Origin of the sequence: Janthinobacterium saanense, assembly GCF_014200675.1 — a bacterium.
GTDB lineage: Bacteria > Pseudomonadota > Gammaproteobacteria > Burkholderiales > Burkholderiaceae_D > Janthinobacterium.
Map to the genome: position 1 here is coordinate 108,636 of NZ_JACHCI010000012.1, position 22,949 is coordinate 131,584.

General features: G+C 61.3%; 18 protein-coding genes. 10 read left to right on the forward strand and 8 right to left on the reverse strand.

From position 1 onward, the window contains the following. Window position 1: 1 nt before the first annotated feature. Window positions 2-1,144, forward strand: a complete 1,143-nt coding sequence (locus tag HDE72_RS16940; protein ID WP_183743028.1) for a GNAT family N-acetyltransferase — start codon at window positions 2-4, stop codon at window positions 1,142-1,144. A 162-nt stretch (window positions 1,145-1,306) separates the two neighbouring features. After that, the gene (locus tag HDE72_RS16945) at window positions 1,307-2,158 is read left to right on the forward strand and encodes an undecaprenyl-diphosphate phosphatase (RefSeq protein ID WP_183743030.1); all 852 of its coding nucleotides are present in this window, start codon (window positions 1,307-1,309) and stop codon (window positions 2,156-2,158) included. 72 nt (window positions 2,159-2,230) lie between these two features. Here HDE72_RS16945 and ppa read toward each other — a convergent pair whose 3' ends face one another. The 5 genes from ppa to hemC form a co-directional block, all read right to left on the reverse strand. After that, on the reverse strand, window positions 2,231-2,779 hold the full coding sequence (ppa, locus tag HDE72_RS16950; protein ID WP_183743032.1) for an inorganic diphosphatase: 549 nt from the start codon (window positions 2,777-2,779) through the stop codon (window positions 2,231-2,233). A 137-nt stretch (window positions 2,780-2,916) separates the two neighbouring features. Then, complete coding sequence (locus tag HDE72_RS16955; protein ID WP_183743035.1) at window positions 2,917-4,113, reverse strand: heme biosynthesis protein HemY; 1,197 nt, start codon at window positions 4,111-4,113, stop codon at window positions 2,917-2,919. Window positions 4,114-4,116: 3 nt separating this feature from the next. Further along, on the reverse strand, window positions 4,117-5,280 hold the full coding sequence (locus HDE72_RS16960; protein ID WP_183743037.1) for a uroporphyrinogen-III C-methyltransferase: 1,164 nt from the start codon (window positions 5,278-5,280) through the stop codon (window positions 4,117-4,119). Next, the gene (locus tag HDE72_RS16965) at window positions 5,277-6,092 is read right to left on the reverse strand and encodes a uroporphyrinogen-III synthase (RefSeq protein WP_221291302.1); all 816 of its coding nucleotides are present in this window, start codon (window positions 6,090-6,092) and stop codon (window positions 5,277-5,279) included. The genes HDE72_RS16960 and HDE72_RS16965 overlap by 4 nt, the downstream gene beginning before the upstream one ends. Further along, on the reverse strand, window positions 6,085-7,065 hold the full coding sequence (gene hemC / locus HDE72_RS16970; protein ID WP_183743165.1) for a hydroxymethylbilane synthase: 981 nt from the start codon (window positions 7,063-7,065) through the stop codon (window positions 6,085-6,087). The genes HDE72_RS16965 and hemC overlap by 8 nt, the downstream gene beginning before the upstream one ends. Window positions 7,066-7,298: 233 nt before the next feature. On the opposite strand from hemC, the gene ppc reads away from it, so the two are divergent. The 3 genes from ppc to HDE72_RS16985 all read left to right on the forward strand — a co-directional run bounded on the left by ppc (window position 7,299) and on the right by HDE72_RS16985 (window position 13,289). Then, window positions 7,299-10,145: a phosphoenolpyruvate carboxylase gene (gene ppc / locus HDE72_RS16975; RefSeq protein ID WP_183743039.1), complete on the forward strand. Its 2,847-nt coding sequence runs from the start codon at window positions 7,299-7,301 to the stop codon at window positions 10,143-10,145. A 177-nt stretch (window positions 10,146-10,322) separates the two neighbouring features. Further along, entirely contained in the window at window positions 10,323-12,089 is a 1,767-nt protein-coding gene (locus HDE72_RS16980; protein ID WP_183743042.1) for a PAS domain-containing sensor histidine kinase, read from the forward strand. 72 nt (window positions 12,090-12,161) lie between these two features. After that, window positions 12,162-13,289, forward strand: a complete 1,128-nt coding sequence (locus HDE72_RS16985) for a DUF3466 family protein (RefSeq protein ID WP_183743044.1) — start codon at window positions 12,162-12,164, stop codon at window positions 13,287-13,289. A gap of 63 nt (window positions 13,290-13,352) precedes the next feature. Here HDE72_RS16985 and rpoD read toward each other — a convergent pair whose 3' ends face one another. Next, window positions 13,353-15,893 carry an RNA polymerase sigma factor RpoD gene (rpoD, locus tag HDE72_RS16990; RefSeq protein ID WP_183743046.1) on the reverse strand — a complete coding sequence of 847 codons (2,541 nt, stop codon included), beginning with the start codon at window positions 15,891-15,893 and terminating at the stop codon, window positions 13,353-13,355. A 633-nt stretch (window positions 15,894-16,526) separates the two neighbouring features. On the opposite strand from rpoD, the gene HDE72_RS16995 reads away from it, so the two are divergent. Together HDE72_RS16995 and HDE72_RS17000 are read left to right on the forward strand one after the other, a co-directional pair. After that, a complete protein-coding gene (locus HDE72_RS16995) occupies window positions 16,527-17,045 on the forward strand; it encodes a ProQ/FINO family protein (protein WP_183743048.1) in 519 nt (172 codons plus the stop codon). A 9-nt stretch (window positions 17,046-17,054) separates the two neighbouring features. Further along, entirely contained in the window at window positions 17,055-17,693 is a 639-nt protein-coding gene (locus HDE72_RS17000) for a 3'-5' exonuclease (RefSeq protein ID WP_183743050.1), read from the forward strand. Here HDE72_RS17000 and HDE72_RS17005 read toward each other — a convergent pair. After that, window positions 17,690-19,117, reverse strand: a complete 1,428-nt coding sequence (locus tag HDE72_RS17005) for an aminotransferase-like domain-containing protein (protein WP_183743052.1) — start codon at window positions 19,115-19,117, stop codon at window positions 17,690-17,692. The two genes, HDE72_RS17000 and HDE72_RS17005, sit on opposite strands and share 4 nt — an antisense overlap. A 130-nt stretch (window positions 19,118-19,247) precedes the next feature. Here HDE72_RS17005 and HDE72_RS17010 point away from each other — a divergent pair, with 130 nt between their 5' ends. Next, window positions 19,248-19,973 (forward strand): c-type cytochrome, encoded by a 726-nt coding sequence (locus HDE72_RS17010; protein ID WP_183743054.1) that lies wholly within the window; start codon window positions 19,248-19,250, stop codon window positions 19,971-19,973. Next, entirely contained in the window at window positions 19,970-21,244 is a 1,275-nt protein-coding gene (locus HDE72_RS17015; RefSeq protein ID WP_183743056.1) for a c-type cytochrome, read from the forward strand. The genes HDE72_RS17010 and HDE72_RS17015 overlap by 4 nt, the downstream gene beginning before the upstream one ends. 52 nt (window positions 21,245-21,296) lie before the next feature. On the opposite strand, the gene HDE72_RS17020 is transcribed toward HDE72_RS17015, so the two are convergent. Next, window positions 21,297-21,932, reverse strand: coding sequence for an SAM-dependent methyltransferase (locus HDE72_RS17020; protein WP_183743058.1), 636 nt, complete (start codon window positions 21,930-21,932; stop codon window positions 21,297-21,299). A 183-nt stretch (window positions 21,933-22,115) separates the two neighbouring features. Here HDE72_RS17020 and HDE72_RS17025 point away from each other — a divergent pair, with 183 nt between their 5' ends. Further along, the gene (locus tag HDE72_RS17025) at window positions 22,116-22,907 is read left to right on the forward strand and encodes a head GIN domain-containing protein (protein WP_183743060.1); all 792 of its coding nucleotides are present in this window, start codon (window positions 22,116-22,118) and stop codon (window positions 22,905-22,907) included. Window positions 22,908-22,949 lie beyond the last annotated feature (42 nt).

Here is a 22,949-nt window from a genome sequence, read left to right on the forward strand (position 1 = left end):
AATGAATTATCGCACGGGTATCGTCTCTTCTCTGGCTGAAATTGGGGAAGCGGCCTGGTCGGAACTGCTGGCACGGCAGTCCGAAAGCAATCCTTTCCTGTCCTATGCCTTTTTACACGCGCTGCATGAGTCAGGCTGCGCCAGTGCAGAGACCGGCTGGCAGCCCAATTATCTGGTCTTGTGGCAAGGCGACACCCTGGCCGCCGCCCTGCCCCTGTATCTGAAAATGCATTCCTACGGCGAATATGTGTTCGACTGGGCCTGGGCAGAGGCTTATCAGCAGCACGGCCTGGAATATTATCCAAAACTGTTGTCGGCGATACCGTTCACGCCCGTCAGCGGCAACCGTTTGCTGGCGCGCGATGGCGAGGCGCGGGCGGCGCTGCTGGCCTTTTTGCTAGCCCAGCAGCAGGCGGCGGAAGTGTCGTCTTGCCACATCCTGTTTCCACCGGAACAGGAAGCGGCACAACTGGAAGCGGCCGGCTACCTGCTGCGCAGCGGCGTGCAGTTTCACTGGTTAAATAGCGGCTACAGCGACTTCGAGCAATTCCTGTCTACGCTGGAAGCCAAGAAACGCAAGAATATCCGTGCCGAACGCCGCAAAGTGGTGGAAGCTGGCGTCACCATGCGCAGGGTACGGGGCGTGGACGCCACGCCGGCGCACTGGAAGCTGTTCCACCGCTGCTACAGCAATACCTATGCCGAGCACCGCTCCTCGCCCTATCTGAGCCTGGATTTCTTCCAGCGCATCGGCGCGACCATGCCGGAAAACATCTTGCTGGTGATCGCCGAGCGCGAGGGCCGCGCCATCGCCGCCTCGTTGCTGATACACACGGCCGACACTTTATATGGCCGCTACTGGGGCGCGCTGGAACACCTGCCCTGTTTGCATTTCGAAACAGCCTATTACCAGCCGCTGGAATTTTGCATCGCGGAAGGCATCGCCACCTTTGAAGGCGGCGCCCAGGGCGAACACAAGATGGCGCGCGGCTTTTTGCCGCAAAAAACCTGGTCGGCCCACAGTCTGGCCCACCCGGCCTTCGCCGATGCAGTCCAGCGCTTCCTGGAACGCGAACGGGGCGGTATCGATGCTTATCTCGATGAATTGAACGAGCACAGCCCGTTTCGCGGCAGCGCACAATAACACTGCCCGTTTGATAAGAAGAGCGCCTGTGTTAAGCTGAAAAAAGATGTGTCTTTCGCATGTCTTTCAACAACTCACTCTTTTCTCAACTTTTTCTTTGGTGGTGTAATTGCAAGTATTTAATCACAACGGCGGCCGCGCGGCGCGTCACGGGAGCCTGGCATGACGGGCGTGATCAGCTGGTGGGAAGCCGCCTTGCTGGGACTGTTGCAAGGGATTACCGAGTTCCTGCCCGTCTCTTCCAGCGCGCACTTGCGCATTCTTGGCCCTTTCCTGCCGTCCGGCACCGACCCTGGTGCGGCTTTTACCGCCATCACGCAGATCGGCACCGAACTGGCCGTGCTGATTTTCTTCCGCAAGGATATTTTACGCATCGCCCTCGCCTGGTTTGCCGCCCTGCCCGGCACGGGCGCCAGCGCTGCTGCCAAGGCTAACCCGGATGCCCGTTTGGGCTGGCTGGTGATTATCGGTTCGCTGCCGATCGCCATCCTGGGACTGCTCTTCCAGCACGCCATCGAAACCTATCTGCGCAATCTGTACCTGACGGCCACCATGCTGATCGTTTTCGGCCTGATCCTGGGTGCGGCTGACCGCTATGGCAAACATGCGCTGCCGCTGTCGCGCATGCGCTGGCGCGACGGCATCATCTTCGGCTTCGCCCAGGCAATGGCGCTGATCCCTGGCGTATCGCGCTCGGGTGGCACCATCACGGCCGGCCTGATGATGGGTTACACGCGCGAAGCGGCGGCCCGCTACTCTTTCCTGCTGGCCATCCCGGCCGTGGTCGCTTCCGGCTTTTACCAGCTCTACAAGAGCTGGGGCGTGGCAGGCCCGGTCGCAGCCGGCCCGACCGCGCTGGCCACCATCATCGCCTTCTTTGTCGGCTATGGCGTGATCATGGTGTTCCTGCGCATCGTCAGCAGCCGCGGCTACTGGCCTTTCGTCGTCTACCGCGTGGTACTGGGCTTTGTCGTGATCGCCTTGCTGAACATGGGCATCATTTCAGCGCATTGATTTACGCCCAAGCATAAAAAAAGCGCCCCCCGCCATGACGGCTGGGGGCGCTTTTTATTGGGCGCTTGCTACTTAGGATGCCGACTTTTCAGCATCTTTCTTGTAGGAAGCGACGCCGTTCAGGATTTCCGCTTTCGCTTCTTCCGGACCGTACCAGCCGTCGATCTTGACCCATTTGCCTTTTTCCAGGTCTTTGTAGTGCTCGAAGAAATGCTGGATCTGGCGCAAGCGCAGTTCATTCAGATCTTCCGGCTTTTGCCAGTGGCTGTAGATCGACAATACTTTGTCGACTGGCACGGCCAGCACTTTCGCGTCTTCGCCCGACTCGTCGGTCATTTTCAGCACGCCGATAGGACGGCAGCGCACCACCACGCCAGGAATCAGCGGGAATGGGGTGATGACCAGCACGTCGACCGGGTCGCCGTCCGGCGACAGCGTATTCGGTACATAGCCGTAGTTGCACGGATAGTGCATGGCGGTGCCCATGAAGCGGTCAACGAAGATCGCGCCCGATTCCTTGTCGACTTCATACTTGATCGGATCGGCGTTCATCGGGATTTCAATGACGACGTTGAAATCGTTCGGCAAGTCGCGGCCGGAAGAGACGTTATTCAAACTCATGGGGTTTCCTCATTGTGCGGATTGTATTGTAACGGCGTAATTATAGAGAACTCGGCCCGGCTTGTGCGCCGCAGCACATAAAAAAGAGTCCGCTTTCTTATCAAAAGCGAACTCTTTTTTATTTAAGGACTGGTTCTTTATAGAATTGTTGCCAGGGCGCACTGCCGGTAATGCGTGGCAGCCTGCTCGGTCTGCTGCAAGGCGTCGTGCATCTGCGCCAGCTTCAGATGCGCATCGCGCACCATCTGCGGATCGTTGGCGTCCGACAAAGCTTGCTCCAGATGGCGCTGGGCCTTGCCCCACAGTTTTTGACGCAGGCACAAAGCACCCAGGGTCAGGGCCAGTTCCGCGTCCAGCGGACGCTGTTTCAGCCACTGTTCGCAATGCTCGATCTGCAGCAGCAAGGCGGCCGAGCCGGCTGGCGCCGCCGCTTCGCGGTAGGCGCGCACCACGCGCTCATCCCAGTCGGCAGCCAAAGACTCTTCGCAGACCAGGCGCGCTTCGTCGTGCAAGCCACGCGTATTCAAGGCGGTGGCGGCGCGGCAGGCGATGAACGGCTTGACGCGGTCGGCGCTCGGCACGGTGGACCAGACGCGCATCAGCGACTCGGCGTCATGCGTCGGATCGGACAGCAAATGGTCGTAAGACAATTCACGCAGCCGCGACGACAGCGCCGGATGCAGGGCGCGGTGCTTGTCGAGCGAGCGCACCAGGCGCAGCACTTCCGGCCAGTTCTTTGCTTGCTGCTCAGCCTTGAGCGACCATTGCAGCGCGTGGATATGGCGCGTGCCGCTGGCGTTCAATTCGCGCACGGCGGCCAGCGCCGCTTCGGGCTGATGGTCGTCGACCAGCAATTCGGTCACCGTCATCAAACGCGCTGTTTTCAGGGCAGTGTCGCCTTCGACGCGGGCCAGCCAGCTGTCGCGGCGCTCGGACTGGCGCATGCGGTGCGCGGCGCGCGCGCCGATCAGCGCGGCCAGGCCGGCGTTTTCATCGAGTTCGGCAGCGCGCAGCGCGGCTTTTTCAGCATGGCCGAAACGGCCTTCGAACAGGGCTTTCAAGGCTTCGCGCAAACCCTTGTTGCTGTCGCGCTCACGCTTGCGGTAGCGGTAAGCGGCCACTTGCGCCGGCATGCGCACGGTGGCGCGCACGGCGCGCACCAGCAGATACAGCAGGACGAACAGCAATACTTGCAGCAGCACGAAGAAATTGAGCGACAGGTCGACCCGGTACGGTGGATAGAACAGCACCACGTTGCCGGGATTGAAGCGGGCCGTCACGGCGATACCGATCGCTGCGGCCATCAGGGCGAGTAGCCAGAGAAATAAACGCATGACTTAGGACTTCGCTTTGTAGTTGCGCACAGCGGTCAGGCTGTCGGACAAGGTCGGCATATCGATGGCCAGATTGCTCGCCTGCACCTGGCGCAGCAAACCTTGCGCTGTTTGCGTGGCCTTGGCGCGCGTATCGAAATACTTGGCCAGCGCATCCTGGGCCGCGATCAAGTCACTCCTGAAAGCCGTTTCATTGCGCGACAACAAGGCCATGCGCGCATTCAGCAGGCGCAGCTTGACGTTTTCACGCAGGAAATACGCTTCCGACGGCGACAGCATCAGCGCGTCCGGCGTATCGACGCGGCGCAGGCGTATCAGCTGGCGCACATCGTTCCACATGTCGCCGCTCCAGGTATTCCAGCCATCGCGCACCGATTGCAGCAAGGGTTCCGGCGCCGGAGGTCCGACCAGCTTACCGGCAGCATTTTTTACCGGCTTGGCCTTGCCGGCTTTTTCCGGCGCGGCCGGCAAGGCCGGCTTTTCATCGGACAACATCGGCAAGGAATCGATCTGGCCGATCACGGCGTCCAGGCGCAAGGCCACGCCGGTCGAATCGACGCTGGGCAAGGCCTTGAGTTTTTCCATGTCGCGGCCTATCGCGCGGCGGATGGTGATGAATTGCGGCTTGTCCGAGCGCGACAGGCTGCGGTCGGCATTTTGCAGCGCGATCAGCGCGCCGGGCACGTTGCCGGCCAGTTGCAGCTGCTGGCTGGCGGTCGACAGTACTTGTTCGATCTCGGTCAGCGCCCACTCGTCGCGGTTCTTCGACAAGTCGTTATACAGCTGCTCCAGCGCCAGTTGCTGGCTTTGCGTTTCGCTTTGGCGGTTTTCCAGCGCACCGACCTTGATCTGCAGCTCTTTCGTGCCCTCTTGCACGGTACGCGCCAGCACGCCGGTTTCGGCATTGCTGACATCGCCCTTTTGCAAGCGCTTGGCCACTTCTTCGCGCAAATTGTGGATCTTGTTGCTGGACGACCAGCTTTGCGCAGCCAGCAGCACGGCCAGGACGATCAAGGCGATGCTGGTGGGCTTTTGCAATTGCTCGACCAGGGTGGGACCACCCTGCTTGGACGGACCAGCAGCAGCTTGCTCGGCTGCCTGCGGCGCCGCCTTGACGGCGCCCGCTGGCGTTGCATTCGGTTCTGAGTGAGTAGGCATTTCGTTCATGGTCGTGATTGTAACGCGGCGAGCACACCTGCGTCGCCAGATCCTGTCAAGGTGATGTGGGCAAACCCTAGCCCGGCCGCCGTTTGTGCAATGCGGGCGTGTGGCACGATCAGATGCTGCTGTTGCATTCTCACAACAATACCATCATTCCCTGCTTGTTGGCGCAACAAATCGAGCAACTGCAGCAGACCACGCAACGCTTCCGAACTGGTAATGATCCAGTCATGATGATGCTGTAAGAGCTGTTCCAGGGTTGATTGCAAGGCCGGCGTGAGGGCCGGCACTACGCGCCGGTAAGCAGTCATAAAGTGCACCTCAGCGCCCGCAGCGCGCAAGCCGTCGGCCAGGAAATCGCGGCCGCCGTCGCCGCGCACGATCAGCACGCGCTTGCCGCGCAGGGAAGCTAAATCCAGCGCCAGCAGCAAATGTTCGGAATCGCTGCGCGCAGTGTCTGCCGGACTGGTGATGCTGGCATTGGCGTCCGTCACGCCATGCGCGGCCAGCGCCGAACGGCTGCCCTCGCCCACTACGGCAATCGGCAAACCAGCCGGCCAGCGTGGCAATTGCGCAAATACACAATCGATGGCGTTGGGCGAGACAAAGGTCACCAGATCGTAGTCTGGCAGCGACGCCAGGGTGGCGGCCAGCTGCGCCTGTTCTTCAACATCGGTGAGCGCATGGATTTCCAGCAGCGGCAGCAGGGTCACCTTGAAACCCAGCGCCGCCACGCGCGCGGCCAGCGGCCCCGCTTGCGCTGCGGGCCGCGTAATCACCACGCTATCGGCCACGCTGTCGATCACGCGATCAGGCATGCGGCGCCAGTCCTTCGTGATTGTCTGGCGTGACGGCGCAAGAGGCCAGGATGCCGGCCGCATCTTGCTGGCGCAGCAATTCGGCCGCCTGCTCTCCCAGGGCTTCGGGCGCGCTGGCGCTGCCGCTGACCTCGGCGCTGGCCATGCGCGTGCCGTCCGGCGTGGCGACCATGGCGCGCAGATGCATCTGTTCACCATTGATCGTCGCGTAGGCGGCCAGCGGAATCTGGCAGCTGCCGCCGAAAATGCGCGACACCTTGCGTTCAGCCAGCGAAACCTGGGCCGTGGCTTCATCGTTCAAGGGCGCCAGCAAACGCTGCAGGTCGACACCATCATGCCGCTCGCCCATGATTTCAATCGCCAAAGTGCCCTGGCCGGCGGCCGGCAAGCTCAGCTCTGGCGACAGCACGGTGCGGATGCGCGCAGCCAGGCCCAGGCGGTTCAGGCCGGCGGCGGCCAGGATGATGGCGGCGTAATCGCCACGGTCGAGCTTGCCCAAACGCGTATCGAGATTGCCGCGCAGGGGCAAGATAGTCAGGTGCGGATAGCGGGCCGCGATCAGGGCCTGGCGGCGCAAGCTGCTGGTGCCGACCACGGCGCCATGCGGCAGTTCGTCGAGGCTGGCGTAATCGTTGGAGACAAAAGCATCGCGCGGGTCTTCGCGCTCCAGGATGGCGGCCAAGCTGTAGCCTTCAGGCAAGTCCATCGGCAAATCCTTCAGGCAATGCACGGCCAGGTCGGCGCGGCCATCGGCCATCGCCACTTCCAGCTCCTTGACGAACAAGCCCTTGCCGCCTACCTTGGACAGGGCGCGGTCCAGAATCTGGTCACCGCGTGTGGTCATGCCGAGAATTTCGACGCTACACTGTGGATATAATGCAGACAGACGGTCGCGCACATGTTCAGCCTGCCACATGGCAAGACGGCTCTCGCGTGAGGCGATCACCAGCCGGGAAGGAATATTCGGGGTCAATTCGGATGCTTTCAAAACAAGTTCTTTCGCTGTCGTTGTTGTACCGCAAAGCGCAGTACGGGCCCACGCATGGTCACACCTGGCCTCACGCCTGCCGTCACTGTATCGCTGATGCCCATGCTGCAGGCCACAAATTTTATCATGCGGCCCCCTCCCCGAATGACCAAACGCCCTGGCATCTGCCATTACCTTGCTTTCACCCACACTTTCTTCACTAACTTTGGTCCCTACTTATGTCCAATGACGCATATGCACCAGAAATAGTTCCCGTGAGCAGTACTGATAAAGATGCACCACTGAAAGAAGATATACGTTTGCTGGGCCGCCTGCTGGGCGACGTGCTGCGCGAACAGGAAGGCGACGCCGTCTTCGATGTGGTGGAAACCATACGCCAGACTTCCGTGCGCTTCCGGCGCGAAGCCGACGCCAGCGCCGCTTTGGCACTCGATGGCATGCTCAAGGCGCTGAGCCGCGAGCAAACCATTTCCGTGGTGCGGGCTTTTTCCTATTTTTCGCACCTGGCCAATATTGCCGAAGACCAGCACCGCATCCGCCGCCGCCGCGCCCATCTGCTGGCCGGCTCGCCGGCGCAAAAAGGCAGCGTCAGTTTTGCCTTGAAAAAACTGCGCACGGCCGGCGTGCCGCGCAGCGCCGTCGATCATTTTTTCAAGGATGCCCTGATCGCGCCCGTGCTGACGGCCCACCCGACCGAAGTGCAGCGCAAGAGCATCCTCGACGCCGAACACGATATCGCCCGCCTGCTGGCCGAGCGCGACTTGCCGCTGACGCCCAAAGAGCGGCAAGCCAAGATGCAGCTGCTGCGCTCGCGCGTCGCCACTTTGTGGCAAACGCGCATGCTGCGCTATTCCAAGCTGACGGTGGCCGATGAAATCGAAAACGCCCTGTCGTATTACCGCATTACTTTTTTGCGCGAACTGCCGGGCCTGTACGACGACATCGAGGACGACATCGCCAGCGAATATCCGAACGGCGACGGCACCATCACCCCCATCAAGAGCGCCTACGTGCAGATGGGCAGCTGGATAGGCGGCGACCGCGACGGCAACCCGAACGTGAACGCGGGCACCATGCAGCACGCGCTGGCCCGCCACGCCACCACCATCCTCGACTTTTACCTGGACGAAATCCATACCCTGGGCGCCGAACTGTCAGTCTCGACCCTGATGACAGGTGTCAGCGAACAATTGCAGGCGCTGGCCGAGCAGTCGCCCGATGCCTCGCCGCACCGCAGCGACGAACCCTACCGGCGCGCCCTGATCGGCGTGTACGCGCGCTTGGCCGCCACCGCCCGCGCCCTGGGCGCGACCAATATCCTGCGCAAGGAAGTCGGGCCGGCCGCGCCCTACCCCGATGCGCCCGCGTTTGCGGCCGACCTGCAAGTGATTATCGCTTCGCTGGAAGCGCATCACGGCCGGGCGCTGGTTCGGCCACGCCTGGCGACGTTGGCGCGGGCGGCCGATATCTTCGGCTTCCACCTGGCCTCGCTCGACATGCGGCAAACCTCGGATGTGCACGAACGCGTGCTGGCCGAGCTGTTTGCCCACAGCGGCGTGGAAGCAGACTACGCAGCACTGCCGGAAGAAGAGCGCGAGGCGCTGCTGCTGAGCGAACTGGCGCAGCCGCGCCTGCTGTACTCGCCCTTCATCACGTATAGCGATGAAACCAATTCGGAACTGGCGATCCTGCAGGCGGCCCGCACTATCCGCCAGCGCTACGGCGAGCGGGCGATCCGCAACTACATCATTTCGCACACGGAAACTGTGTCCGACTTGCTGGAAGTATTGCTGCTGCAAAAAGAAACCGGCTTGCTGCGCACCAACTGGAGCAAGGGTGGCGAAGGCGACAGCAGCTGTGAGCTGATGGTGATACCGCTGTTTGAAACCATCCCCGACCTGCAGCGCGCATCCGGCATCATGGGCCGCGCCATGGCCTTGCCGCTGATCAAACAACTGATCGCCAAGCAAGGGCAGTTGCAGGAAGTCATGCTCGGTTATTCCGATTCGAACAAGGATGGCGGTTTCCTGACCTCGAACTGGGAACTGTACAAGGCGGAACTGGCGCTGGTGGCCGACTTTCAACAAGCCGGCGTCAAGCTGCGCTTGTTCCATGGCCGTGGCGGCACGGTGGGCCGTGGTGGCGGACCCAGCTATGAAGCCATATTGGCCCAGCCGCCAGGCACCGTCAACGGCCAGATCCGGCTGACGGAGCAAGGCGAAATCATCGCCTCGAAATTTTCCAACCCGGAAATCGGCCGGCGCAACCTGGAATTGCTGGTCGCCGCCACCCTGGAAGCGAGCTTGGCGCCGCAGGCAGCCAATCCGGCCGCGACCAGCCAGCTGGCCCGCTTTGAAACGGTGATGGCTGAATTGTCGGAGCTGGCTTACCACGCCTACCGCCATCTGGTGTATGACACGCCGGGCTTTACCGAATACTTCTTTGCCGCCACGCCGATTGCCGAGATTGCCGAACTGAACCTCGGTTCGCGCCCCGCCTCGCGCAAGGCCAACCAGCGCATCGAAGACTTGCGCGCCATACCCTGGGGCTTTTCCTGGGGCCAGTGCCGCTTGCTGCTGCCGGGCTGGTTCGGTTTCGGCAGCGCCATCGCCGCCTGGATCAATCGCGAGCCGGGCGCCAAAGATGAAAAAATCGCCACCCTGCGGACCATGTATGCCGAATGGCCCTTCTTCGCCACCCTGCTGTCGAACATGGACATGGTGCTGGCCAAGACGGACCTGGCGATCGCCTCGCGCTACGCGGAACTGGTGGCCGACAAGGAGTTGCGCGAACGCATCTACAAGCGCATCACGGACGAGCACGGCAATACCTTGCAGTGCCTGGAACTGATCACCGGCAACACGGAGCGGCTGGCCGGCAATCCCCTGCTGGCCCGTTCGATACAGAACCGTTTCGCCTATCTCGACCCGCTGAACCACTTGCAGGTGGAATTGATCAAGCGCAACCGCGCCTTGTCGAGCGAAAACAAGATCGACGAGCGCGTGCACCGTGGCATCCAGCTGTCGATCAATGGCGTGGCGGCAGGACTGCGCAATACTGGCTGACGCAGCATATTGGACAACACGGCAAGGCTGGCGCAGCAAGGCCAGCCTTTTTCATATCCGTTTCCTGTTGAAAAAATATTCTCAATAAGGCAACAATTTGGCGCTACACTAGCCGTTCTACCGCCTGCCGCGCCCAACAACTGCGCACAAAGGCCAACCAGGACGCCAGGGACGCGCATGAGCAAATGGTCGATTGAAACGCTGAGTGCGGCTTGCGCCGCCCTGCTTCTGATCTTGCTGAGCTGGCTGGCTGGCACTGCCTGGGACCGCCTGTCTTCCGGGCAACAGGTATGCCTGGCCCTGCTGCTGGCGATCATCGCCGCTGCCTGCATCTGGATGATGCGCAAGCTGCGCGCCCATCACGCTGCCACGCGCCAGCAGCTCGACGACAGCGTGCTGCGCTACCGGGACCTGGCCGAAACGGCGCAAGATGGCATGTGGCGCACCGATCCGCTCGGCATCATCCTCGACATCAATCAGCGCATGAGCGACATGCTGGGCATCCCCGTGGCGCAACTGCTGGGGCAGAATGCCAGCAACTTCCACGATGAAGCCACGCGGCGGCGTTTGTGCCCCTTATGGCGCGAAGCGGGGCAAAGTTGCATGGGGGAACTGCATTACCGCCACACGGACGGCACGGAGCGCTGGGCCATGGTCAGCGGGCGCCGCCTGTACGACCAGCACGGCGTGCTGACGGGTTCTTTGGTACTGGCCAATGACATCAGCGCACGCAAGCGCGCCGAGCAGGCATTGGCGCAAGCCCATGCCGAACTGGAAAGCCGCGTGGCATTGCGCACGGCCCAGTTGCAGGATGCCAATGCCCGCCTGTCCGCCGAAGTCGCCATGCACGCCCGCACGGAAACGGCACTGGCGTTCAGCGAAGAACGCATGCAGGACATCATCTCCATGATGCCGCTGTCGCTTTTCCTGAAAGGCGCCGACTCAAGCCTGCTGATGATGAACCATGCCTGCGAACAACAATGGGGCGTACGCTTTGAGCAGGTGGCGGGAGCGCGCATCTGGAAGCACTTTCCGGCCGAACAGAATGCCGGCTTCAGGGCCGGCGACCTGGAAGCGTTCGCCAGTCGCCGCGTGGTGATCCTCGAAGAACTGGTATGGAATGCCCAGTTGCAAGAGAACCGCCTGGTGCAAACGCACAAGAAACCCGTCTTCGATGCCGACGGCTTGCCGCAGATGGTCATCGCCATGGCGATCGACATTACCGACAGCAAGCGCAACGAGGAAAACCTGCGCCACTCGCTGGCGCAGTTGCGCGAGCTGTCCGACCACCAGCAAACCATCAAGGAAGAGGAACGGCGGCGCATCGCGCTCGACATCCATGATGACCTGGGGCAAAACCTGATGGCGCTGCGCATCGATGTCTCGCTGCTGCATGCGCGCACGGCCGTCTCGCATCCGCGCCTGCACCAGCACGCCCAGCGCGTGCTCGACACCATCGACGCCACCATCCGCTCGGTGCGCACCATCATCAACGACTTGCATCCCAGCACTCTGGAACTGGGCCTCGCGCCTGCCATCGAATGGCTGCTGCGCCAGATGGAGGAGCGCGGCGCCATCCGCTACCGGCTGACGGTCAACAGCGAGGCGCCCGACCTGGGCCTGGATCAGCGCCAGACCTCGGCCATCTTTCGCGTGCTGCAAGAATCGCTGTCCAACATCGTGCGCCATGCGCAAGCCAGTGTAGTGGACGTGGCGCTGGCGCAAGAGCATGGACATCTCCACCTGCGCATCAGCGACAACGGCGTCGGCATGCGGCCCGACGACGATGGCAAGCGCTGCGCCTTCGGACTGAAAAGCATACGCGAACGGGTGCAGGCACTGGGCGGCGAGATGCAGATCGACAGCCAGCCGGGCCAGGGCACGGCACTGGCGATCCACGTGCCGCTGGCGTCAAACACCCAGCTTAGCGAGAAAAATGCCTGACCATCGTGACAAAATGCGTATTTATCAACATCATAAAAACAGTAGTATAAGTTTTTCTTAATGGAAATCGCCATGAAACCACAAGCTTGCTGCGCATTGCTACTGCTTTCCTTGTCGGCCTCGTCCCTGGCCAGCACCACCATTTACGCCGAACACGGTTTCGGCGAAAAGAACGGCAATGGCAGCATCGCCTCCGACCTGAACCCGGCCGGGCTGGTGGCAGGCATCATCACGGAGGAGGAAGGACGGCGCCGCGCCGTGCTGTATCAAAACGGACATATCCGCGAACTGGGCACCCTGGGTGGCGATGAAGGTTTCACCAAGGCGATTAATGCGCATGGCGTGGTGGTCGGCTCATCGCAGACAGCCAGCGGCGCCTGGCACGCCTTCCGCTACGAGAACGCGACCGGCATGCGCGACCTGGGCACACTGGGCGGCAACAGCAGTTATGCCACGGCGATTACGCAGGACGGCCGGGTGGCCGGTTATGCCGACACCCGCAACGGCGATTACCACGCCTTCGTCACGAAAGCCGACCATAGCCTGCAAGACCTGGGCACCCTGGGCGGCGACAGCAGTTATGCCAGCGGCGTCAACAACCATGGCGTGGTGGTCGGCACGGCACAGCGCAGCGATGGCTACCGCCGCGCTTTCGTTTATCACCCCGGTGAAGGCATGCAGGAGATCGGCACTTTGCCCGGCGGACGCATCAGCTCGGCCACGGCCATCAATGACGCAGGCTTGATCGTCGGCACTTCGGAAACAGCCAAACGCCGCTGGCACGCCTTCGCCTATGACGGCAAGCGCATGATCGACCTGGGCGCCATGATCGGCCAGGGCGACAGCTACGCCACGGCCGTCAATGCAGCCGGCCACATCGTGGGCAGCGTCAACATCAATGGCTACGAGCCGATGACCTTTGTCTACAAGGAGGGCGTGATGACGGTACGCCGCCGCGACGACGGCCTGTACCTGACCAACAAGATCACCGACGCCGGCCTGGTGGTGGGCGCCATCTACACCGGCCATAAATTCCAGGCCTTCGCCGTCTCGTCGCGCGCGGCGCCAGCGCCGCAGCGCAGCAACCCGCTCGATTGGCTGCTGATCACCTTCATGATCGGCGCCAGCAGCGTGGTGCTGTACCGGCTGCAGCGCAACTACCGCGGCGGCTTGCTGGGCGCACGTAGGCACTTGCTGTAAGGCTGCTCTGGCGACAGGCGTAAAAAAAGAGGCTTGCGCCTCTTTTTTGTTGCTGCCTGCTGCTTAGTTTTGCGTCAGGAAAGTTTTCAGCTTGTCCGAACGCGAAGGCTGGCGCAGCTTGCTCATGGCTTTCGCTTCGATCTGGCGGATACGCTCGCGCGTCACGTCGAACTGCTTGCCCACTTCTTCCAGGGTGTGGTCGTTCGACATTTCCACGCCATAACGCATGCGCAGCACTTTCGCTTCGCGCGGGGTCAGCGAGTCCAGCACTTCCTTGATCACATTGCGCATCGACGCGTGCAGTGCGGCGTCCAGCGGCGCCAGGGTGGTGTTGTCTTCGATGAAGTCGCCCAGTTGCGAATCGCCGTCTTCGCCCATCGGCGTTTCCATGGAGATAGGCTCTTTGGCGATCTTCATGATCTCGCGCACCTTGTTTTCCGGCATTTCCATCTTGACGGCCAGGGTCGCCAGGTCTGGCTCGCTGCCGGTTTCCTGCATGATCTGGCGCGAGATGCGGTTCATCTTGTTGATCGTTTCGATCATGTGCACCGGCACGCGGATGGTGCGGGCCATGTCGGCGATCGAACGCGTGATCGCCTGGCGTATCCACCAGGTGGCGTAGGTCGAGAACTTGTAGCCGCGGCGGTATTCGAATTTATCGACCGCTTTCAGCAAGCCGATATTGCCTTCCTGGATCAGATCGAGGAATTGCAAGCCACGGTTGATGTATTTCTTCGCAATCGAAATCACCAGACGCAAGTTGGCGACCGTCATTTCGCGTTTGGCGTGACGGGCGCGCTTTTCACCGGCAGCCATCTGCTTGTTGATCTTGCGCAAGTCAGCCAGCGGCAAGGCCACGCGGGCTTGCAGGTCGATCATTTTCTTTTGCAGCTCTTTTACCGCTGGCACGTTGCGGCTCAGGATGGCGCTGTACGGATACTTGCAATCGACTTCGCGGTCTACCCATTCCAGGTCGCATTCATTGCCTGGGAAAACCTTGATGAAGTGGGCGCGCGGCATGCCGCATTTGTTCACGCACAGTTCCAGCACGGCGCGCTCGATGTGGCGCACTTCTTCCATCTGGCCACGCAGGGTGTCGCACAGTTTTTCCACTACCTTGGCAGTGAAGCGGATGCCCAGCAATTCCTGGGAAATCGCTTCCTGCGCCTTGATGTAGGCTTTCGAGTTGTAGCCCTCGGGCGCCTTGCGCATCTTGTCGTACTGGGTCGAGATGACGTTGAATTTCTCCAGCGCATTCTTTTTCAGTTGCGCCAGTTGCTCGCTCGAGAAACCGGCCGCGCCGCCATTGGCGTCGCCGTCTTCTTCCTCGGCTTCCTCTTCCTCTTCCTCGTCGTCGCCGACGGTCGCTGGCGCGGCCACGGCGGCTGGCGCTGGCGCATTGCTTTCGTTCAGATCGACGAAGCCGTCAACCACTTCATCGACCTTGACTTCGTCACGGGCGATTTTTTGCGACAGGGCGACGATTTCAGCGATGGTGGTCGGGCAGGCGGAAATCGCCTGGATCATGTCTTTCAAGCCGCCTTCGATACGCTTGGCGATCTCGATCTCGCCTTCGCGCGTCAGCAGCGCCACGGCGCCCATTTCACGCATATACATGCGCACAGGGTCGGTGGTGCGGCCGAAATCGGAGTCGACGGTCGACAGCGCGGTGGCGGCAGCCGCTTCGACTTCATCATCGCTGGTGACGGTGGCGACGTTGTCCGTCAACAACAGGCTTTCCGCGTCAGGGGCGCGCTCGTAGACGGCGATACCCATGTCGTTGAAGGTGGCGATGATGCCTTCGATCGCTTCCGGATCGATAATGTTTTCTGGCAATTGGTCATTGATCTCGGCATAGGTCAGGAAGCCGCGCTCCTTGCCCATATTGATCAAGCCCGTGATTTGCTTGCGGCGGCGTTCCAGATCCGCTGCGGAGGCTTCCGGATCGCCCAAAGCGTCCGCCATGCCGCCCTTGGCCTTGCGGTCGCGGGCTTTCGAGACGGCCTTCAGTTCGGCGCGTTCGACGGCGTTCAGTGCTGCCACTTCATCGTTTTCCGGCGTGAATTCGCTCGGCTTGCGGCCACGGCGGCCTGGCACCTTGACGGTCGGCAGGAAATAATTCGAGGTATCGATGGCGGCCAGGGCGTCGGCGTCGGTGGTCTTGCTGACCGCTTGTGCGCCGCTGATGATGGTCACTGGCGCCTGCTCTACCTTGGCGCGCACCACTTTGGAACGGGCAGCCGTCACCACCTTGTTGGTGGCGGCGCTCTCGGTCACTTTACGTGGCGCAGCAGCGACCTTGACGCCAGGCGCAATTTTTACGCTCGGCACTTTGACCGGCGCAGCTTCAGCCGCATCAGCCACCGCCTCGACGACAGCTTCGGCAGCAGGCGCTTCTGGCGCCGCGTCGGCTGGCGGCACGGCCAGGCGCGAACGGCTCTTCTTCACCACCGTGACCACGGTCGGCGTAGTGGCCGGCGCTTCCGGATTCGCTTGCGCATTATCGATGAAGTAAGATAAAGTCGTTTTCGGTACGGCAAGTTGCGCCGAAGCAGGACGGGGAGCCTTGGCGGACAACGTTAATGTTTTTGGCGTATTCTTCATAGATATCTCTTAATGCGAGACCAGATGGTGTCGGCGCGAAGTGAATGATCCCACCTAAGCCTGCGAAACCGGACTCGATGGAGCGTGTTGTTGCGGCTGCCGTCTACAGGCAGCGGCGCCTGTTTATCGGAACGTTCAAGGCCCGCGCATACTGGAGCAGGAGCGGCGAGGCCGAAGCCGGGTCAGATAAATAAGCGATGTACATTGCGGAATGAAAAAAAGCCCGTACCAGAACGGGCTTGAATCTATTGTTGTTCAGTGAAGACACAGCGGAGAGCAAGATTATGTAGGAAACACCGTTATCTGGATAATTGATAAGCAAAATACCGCATATCAACAATACGCATAATTGCGCTTCAACAAGACCTTGCTACCATCCCCTTTAGCTATGATCGAAACCTTGAAAAACAAGGCCTGATGATCACGGCGAGCCGACATTATACACATTTCCCGCATTTCGCGCCCTGCTTAATGCTCGCCCAATGCCACGCCCACCCCTGCATCAATGCCGGGACATGGATCAATCGCAGCTTAAATCCATATCAATCGCAGTAAAATCAGACAGTGAGTTGCCAAAAAAGACAATGCACTTGCCTGTGGCGCGTGCTATGCTCCCCTTTTATAGCCTAACCTATGATGTCGATGACCAGCTCCACGCCAGACCAGCAAGCCACCACTCCTGACACGCCAGCCGATGCAGCAGTTGCAGTTGCAACAACTGCCGCCGCTACTGCTACCTCGGCTACGCCCGCCGGCCTGACCGCGCGCGCCCTGCTCAAGCAGTTCCAGGAGCAATTTCCGCCTTTCCGCGAATGCCTGCCCTTGTCCATCGGCATCGACAAGCAGATTCTGGCCCGCCTGCCGGACCTGGACCGCAAGCTGATGCGCACGGCGCTGGGTATCCACACCGGCTCGCTGCGCTATCTGCGCGTGATGGAAAAAGCCAAGGTACGCTACGACCTCGACGGCACTGCCGGCGCGGAAGTGACGCAAACCCACCGCGATCACGCCACGCAAGTATTGCAACAGCGCTTCAAGAAAGAAGCCGACCGCAAGAAAGCTGAACGCGAAGCAGCAGCGACCGAAGAAGCAAACCGTTTGCGCCTTGAAAAGCTGAACCAGCTGACCGCGAAATTCTCGCGCAAAGGCTGATACGGCTTCATGGAAACAGCAGTCCCGCCGCCACTACCGCCCTACCAGGGCATACAACTAGCCCAGGTCAAGCTGGTACGCACCAGCGATGATGCGCGCGAGGCCATGGCGGCCCTGTTGGCGGCCGACGCGATCGGTTTCGATACCGAATCGAAGCCGACTTTCGTCAAGGGCGAGTCTTCTACCGGCCCGCATTTGATACAGCTGGCGACCGACGATATCGCCTACCTGTTCCAGGTGGGCGTAGCGCCCACGCCTGCGCTGGCGGAATTGAAGGCCATCCTCGAATCGACCACCACCATCAAGGTGGGTTTTGGCTTGTCTGACGACGTCAAGCGCTTGCGCGCCAAACTGGGCATCATGCCGGCCCAGGTGCTCGACCTGTCCGTCGCCTTGCGCGGCGGCCAGCGCAATGACCTGGGGGCCAAGACGGCGGTGGCCAAGTTCTTTGGCCAGCACCTGCAAAAATCCAAGAAAATCTCCACCACCAACTGGGCGTCAACGCGCCTGACGGACAAGCAGATTTTATATGCGGCCGACGATGCGCAAGTCGCCCTGCGCGTGTACCGCCGCTGGATCGCCGAGGGCGGCAAGGTAGCGCCGCAAAAAGCGCCGCGCCCTGCGCCCCTTCCACAGCCCGCCGTCTAGCCCTCTCTTGCCGACAATTGTTGTGCGACCAGCCGCCCCAGGGTGGCCATCGCCGCTGCCACCGGCGCACGCCAGGGGTGGCCATAATTGAGGCGGATGCAGTGCCCGAAAGCGCGCGTGGCAGAAAAAATCGGCCCGGGCGCGATACTGATGCCCGCTTCCAAAGCACTCCTGTGCAGGGCCAGCGCATCGCATCCATCGGGTAATTCCAGCCAGACAAAATAACCGCCCTGCGGCCGCGACACGCGCGTGCCTGGCGGAAAATGTTCGGCGATCGCCTGCAGCATGCAACGTTGCTGCGCGGCCAGGGTCAACCGCAGCTGGCGCAAGTGGCGCTCGTAACCGCCCTGCGCCAGATAATCGGCCAGCGCCATTTGCAGGGGCACTGGCGCCGACAGGCTGGTGGTCAGCTTGAGCCGCTCGACCTGGCGCGCAAACCGCCCGGCCACCACCCAGCCCAGGCGAAACCCCGGCGCCAGCGTTTTTGAAAACGAACTGCAATGCATGACCAGGCCCTGGCTGTCCGCACTTTTGCTCAAGCCAGGGCGCTGCCTGCCAAAATACAGTTCGCCATACACATCGTCTTCGATCAGCGGCACCGCATGCCTCGCCAACAACTCCACCAGCGCGCGCTTCTTTTCCAGCGGCATCAGGCTGCCCAGCGGATTTTGAAAACTGGTCATCAGCCAGCACGCCTTCGGTTGATGCCGTTCCAGCAAGACCGCCAGCGCATCGAGGTCGACGCCATCGCGGGGACTGGTGGCGATCTCGACGGCTTTCAGCTCCAGCCTTTCCAGCGCCTGCAGACAGGCATAAAAACTGGGCGACTCGATCAGCACCGTGTCGCCAGGCCGCGTGACAGCCTGCAAACACAGGTTCAAGGCTTCCAGCGCACCATTGGTGATGACGATCTCGTCGCTGGAAACATGTACGCCATCGAGCTGGTAGCGCAAGGCGATCTGGCGGCGCAGCTCGGCGTTGCCCAGTGATAAATCCGTCACCGCGCTCCAGGGGTCAAAACGGCGCATGCTGGCCGACACGGCCCGCGCCAGCCTGGCCATCGGATACAGTTCAGGGCTGGGAAAGGCCGAGCCCAAAGGCACAATATCGCGTGCGCCGCAGGCGCCAAGCACCTCGAACACCAGGTCGCTGACATCGACGTCGGTACGCACTTCGGCCGGGCGCGAACTGGCCGGCTCAAGCGCCAGTGCATGAGTTTGCTGCGCCACGTAATACCCTGAACGGGGCCGCGACACGATCAGGCCACGCGCTTCGAGCAGATAATAGGCCTGGAATACCGTCGACGGACTGATGGCCTGCCGTGCCTGCTGCTGGCGCACGGACGGCAGCTTGTCGCCAGGCAACAGCAGCTGAGCAGCAATCATGGTGGCGATCTCGTCCGCCAATACTTCATATCGCTTCAAGCCCTCACTCCTCATGCAAACTGATACGGTGTTTTCTTTATGCAACTGATCCTGTCAGTATTGTTGTAAGCAGTATATCCTTGGCAATTAAGCCAGCATCGTCGGCCAGCACAGAGAGGTGAACTATTTCATGCGAATTAACGTTTCCAGGCTCTCTTTCTTCCTGACCGGCATCGCCGTCCTGCTTCCCGGCTGGGCCATGGCGGCGCCGGCGACCCTGCCCGACAATCTGGAACAGCGCATCAAGGCTTGCACGGCTTGCCATGCAAAAAAGCAAGGCCAGGATGCCTTCTTTCCCCGCATCGCCGGCAAGCCGGCCGGCTATCTGTATAACCAGCTGGTGAATTTTCGCGAGGGACGGCGCCAGTATCCGATGATGACGTATATGGTGGAACATTTGCCGGACGCCTATCTGCGCGAGATCGCCGACTATTTTGCCGAACAACATCCCGCGCCGCCGCCCGCACAGCCCAGCAGTGCAGGCGCTGCCGCGCTGGCGCGGGGCCAGCAACTGGTGCAGCAAGGCGATAGCAGCAAGAAAATCCCCGCCTGCATCGCCTGCCATGGCGCCCAGCTGGCTGGTCTGGCCCCCGCCATCCCCGGCTTGCTGGGCTTGCCACGCGACTATATCAACGCCCAGTTTGGCGCCTGGAAGAATGGCATACGCCGCGCTCAGGCGCCCGACTGCATGGCGCAAATCGCCGAACGCCTGTCGAACGAAGACGTGGGCGCCATCTCGGCCTGGCTGGGCACGCAAGTAGCCAGCGCCGAGACGCGCCCCGCAAGCAGCATCGCCCTGCCCTTGCCGCTGCACTGCGGCAGCGTGCCTGCTTCGAGCGCACAGGTGGCGCCATGAAAAAACCCCTGATTGCTGCAGGCTTGCTGCTGATGCTCGCAGGCAGCGCCACATTCCTGCTGTGGCCAGACGACGATCTCGGCCCGCCCGCCCCGCCCAGCGGCTTGAATCAGGAACAGCTGGTCGCACGCGGTGCTTACTTGTCCAGGGCGGGCGACTGCATGGCTTGCCATACGACACGCGGTGGCGTGCCCTATGCAGGCGGGCGCGCCCTGCAAACGCCATTCGGCCAGGTACTGTCTCCCAACATCACGGCGGACCGCGAAACGGGCATCGGCAGCTGGACGGCCGACGATTTCTGGCGCGCGCTGCACAAGGGCAAGTCGAAAGATGGCCGTTTGCTCTATCCCGCCTTCCCCTACACCAATTACACCAAGGTGCGGCGCGAAGACAGCGACGCCCTGTACGCCTATTTCCAGAGCGTGCCGCCGCACAGGCAGGCAAACCTGCCGCATGCCTTGCGTTTTCCCTATAACCAGCAAATCGCGCTGGCCGCCTGGCGCGCCCTGTATTTCAAGCCGGCCGTCTACCAGCCAGTTGCCGGGCAAACCATGGAATGGAACCGGGGCGCCTATCTGGTGCAGGGACTGGGCCATTGCAGCGCCTGCCACAGCAGCCGCACGACACTGGGTGGCAGCAACGATGGCTTGTCAGGCGGCCTGATCCCCGTGCTGGGCTGGTATGCGCCCTCGCTCACCTCGGACGCAGAAGCAGGGTTAGGGGATTGGGAGACTGAGCATATCGTGCAATTGCTGAAAACCGGCGTCTCGCCACGCGCCACCGTGTTTGGCCCCATGGCCGAGGTGGTAAGGCTAAGTCTGCAACATATGGACGAGCCCGATGTGCGGGCCATGGCGGTCTATCTGAAAAGCTTGCCCGGCCCCGCACAGCCGGCCAAGGCGGCGCCACGCGATACCTCGACAGCGGCGCAAGCCCAGCTGACAGCCGGCGCCGCGCTGTATGAAAGCCACTGCGCCAGCTGCCACCAGGCCGATGGCAAGGGTGTGCCGCCCGGCTACCCGCCGCTGGCTGGCAACCGCGCATTGACGACTAACTCGGCGGTGAACGCCATCCGCATCGTGCTCAACGGCGGCTTCGCACCGGGCACGGCCGGCAACCCGCGCCCCTACAGCATGCCGCCATTCGGCCCGGTGCTGGATGACCGGGAAGTGGCAGCCGTGGTGACCTATTTAAGGGCAAGCTGGGGCAATGATGCGCCGGCGGTGTCGGCGCTGGAGGTTAATCGCTACCGCAGCGTGCCGCTCGAGTAACAGACATGAAAAAGCCGGCAAACGCCGGCTTTTTCACTCGCAGCAGCAGTCATCAGCGAAACTTGCTCTTGTGCCCAGTCTTCAAATCCAGCGCAAAGCGTACGCCGTTGTCGGTCAGCATGACTTCATCGGGCGGTTCTTCGCCGGCCAGGGCGCCGTCGATCAGGGGCAAGCCTTCGCCTTTGCGCATCAGATCGTCGCAGCGCTCATACACGTTCGGGCAGCCGGTGGCGGCCATCAGCGATTGCACGATGGCCACTTTCCAGGCATCGACGCCGCCGGCGTTAAATTCGCAGATCAGATAACCTTGCGCGCCGCCAAACAATTGCACCACCAGGCCGGACAAACCTTCTTCCTCGCCCTTGATCAGTGTCAATAGCTGGTTTTCACCGGCTTTCTTGATGGCCGGCAAACGCTTTTCGATGGCAGCCTTGACACGGCGCTTGATCAGCGCGTGGTCGATGGGTTCATCTTCCTTGAAGGTCCAGATGCGGGCGCGGATCTGCGACTTCGAATTGTAAGCCGCGCGGGCAATGAATTGCCGGGACGAGCTTTGCACGATGGCCGTCGAGCCGGGCTTCATTTTTTCCTGCGGCTTGCCTTCGACTTTATCAATCGCAGACGCATAAATAAACGATTGGCCCAGCAAGCTTTTTTCCTTGCCTTGTTTGATGGTGATGATCAGCATGTAATTCCAGTGTAGTGAGCGGCATGCGCCGGTCGTCATAATTCCCGCATGATACCTCATGCCAAGCTGTCGCATCAGCTTGCATTCTATGCCTTGCCCCTTGCAGTCTGTCGCAGTAACGTAGTCACGGGCACCGGCTTGCCTTACTATCGACTCAACAACTTAATGATAGAAGGAGTTTCCATGGTGCCTACAATTTTCCAGACCCGCCTGTCCGCCGCAGCGCGTGCCCTCCTGCTTGCCGTCGGCATGTGCGCCATGGCAACCGCTGCCACGCCAGCGCTGGCCTCGCCCCTCGACTGGATAGGTGGTAATAGCATCAAGGGCAGCGGCAAGCTGCAGAAACAAACGCGCGAAGTGGCCAATTTCAATGGCGTGGCGCTGAATGTTCCCGGCAACGTCGAACTGCGTATCGGCAACACCGACAGCATCACGATAGAGACCGACGACAATCTCCTGCCTTTGATCGATACGGTGGTGGAAAACGGCACCCTGCGCATCCGTTCGGCGAAACGCAACACCAATTTTCGCCAGACGGCGCTGACCATCGTGATACAGGCGCGTCACGTGGAGCGCATCAGCGTGGGCGGTTCGGGTAGCATCGACGCCATCGGCTTGCGCGGCGACAAGCTGCGCTTCGACGTGGGCGGCTCGGGCGCCATCAACGCGCGCGAGGTCGACAGCAGCAATGTCTCGATCAACATCGGTGGCAGCGGCAGTTTCAATGTCAGTGGTAAAACAGATCAGTTCACCGCTTCCATCGGCGGTTCTGGCAATATCCAGGCAGGCCGCCTGGCCGCCAAGGAAGTGCAAGTGAGCATAGGCGGTTCGGGCGAAGCGCAAGTGTGGGCCAAGGAAGACTTGAACATCAGCATAGGCGGCTCGGGCGAAGTAAGCTACTACGGCGACCCGCGCATCAGCAAGAGCATGCAGCGCTCGGGCAGTGTCAAGCGCCTGGGCGCCGCACCAAACTAAATCACTGCTTGCGGTACAAAAAACAAAGCCCGGATCACTCCG

What these genes read in the sequence shown, in the direction of transcription:
- HDE72_RS16940 (WP_183743028.1), top strand. Translation starts at nt 2, where the DNA reads ATGAATTATCGCACGGGTATCGTCTCTTCTCTGGCTGAAATTGGGGAA.
- HDE72_RS17010 (WP_183743054.1), top strand. Translation starts at nt 19,248, where the DNA reads ATGCGAATTAACGTTTCCAGGCTCTCTTTCTTCCTGACCGGCATCGCC.
- HDE72_RS16985 (WP_183743044.1), top strand. Translation starts at nt 12,162, where the DNA reads ATGAAACCACAAGCTTGCTGCGCATTGCTACTGCTTTCCTTGTCGGCC.
- HDE72_RS16980 (WP_183743042.1), top strand. Translation starts at nt 10,323, where the DNA reads ATGAGCAAATGGTCGATTGAAACGCTGAGTGCGGCTTGCGCCGCCCTG.
- HDE72_RS16955 (WP_183743035.1), bottom strand. Translation starts at nt 4,113, where the DNA reads ATGCGTTTATTTCTCTGGCTACTCGCCCTGATGGCCGCAGCGATCGGT.
- ppc (WP_183743039.1), top strand. Translation starts at nt 7,299, where the DNA reads ATGTCCAATGACGCATATGCACCAGAAATAGTTCCCGTGAGCAGTACT.
- HDE72_RS17025 (WP_183743060.1), top strand. Translation starts at nt 22,116, where the DNA reads ATGGTGCCTACAATTTTCCAGACCCGCCTGTCCGCCGCAGCGCGTGCC.
- HDE72_RS16995 (WP_183743048.1), top strand. Translation starts at nt 16,527, where the DNA reads ATGATGTCGATGACCAGCTCCACGCCAGACCAGCAAGCCACCACTCCT.
- HDE72_RS17015 (WP_183743056.1), top strand. Translation starts at nt 19,970, where the DNA reads ATGAAAAAACCCCTGATTGCTGCAGGCTTGCTGCTGATGCTCGCAGGC.
- rpoD (WP_183743046.1), bottom strand. Translation starts at nt 15,893, where the DNA reads ATGAAGAATACGCCAAAAACATTAACGTTGTCCGCCAAGGCTCCCCGT.
- ppa (WP_183743032.1), bottom strand. Translation starts at nt 2,779, where the DNA reads ATGAGTTTGAATAACGTCTCTTCCGGCCGCGACTTGCCGAACGATTTC.
- HDE72_RS16965 (WP_221291302.1), bottom strand. Translation starts at nt 6,092, where the DNA reads ATGCCTGATCGCGTGATCGACAGCGTGGCCGATAGCGTGGTGATTACG.
- HDE72_RS16960 (WP_183743037.1), bottom strand. Translation starts at nt 5,280, where the DNA reads ATGAACGAAATGCCTACTCACTCAGAACCGAATGCAACGCCAGCGGGC.
- HDE72_RS17000 (WP_183743050.1), top strand. Translation starts at nt 17,055, where the DNA reads ATGGAAACAGCAGTCCCGCCGCCACTACCGCCCTACCAGGGCATACAA.
- HDE72_RS17020 (WP_183743058.1), bottom strand. Translation starts at nt 21,932, where the DNA reads ATGCTGATCATCACCATCAAACAAGGCAAGGAAAAAAGCTTGCTGGGC.
- HDE72_RS16945 (WP_183743030.1), top strand. Translation starts at nt 1,307, where the DNA reads ATGACGGGCGTGATCAGCTGGTGGGAAGCCGCCTTGCTGGGACTGTTG.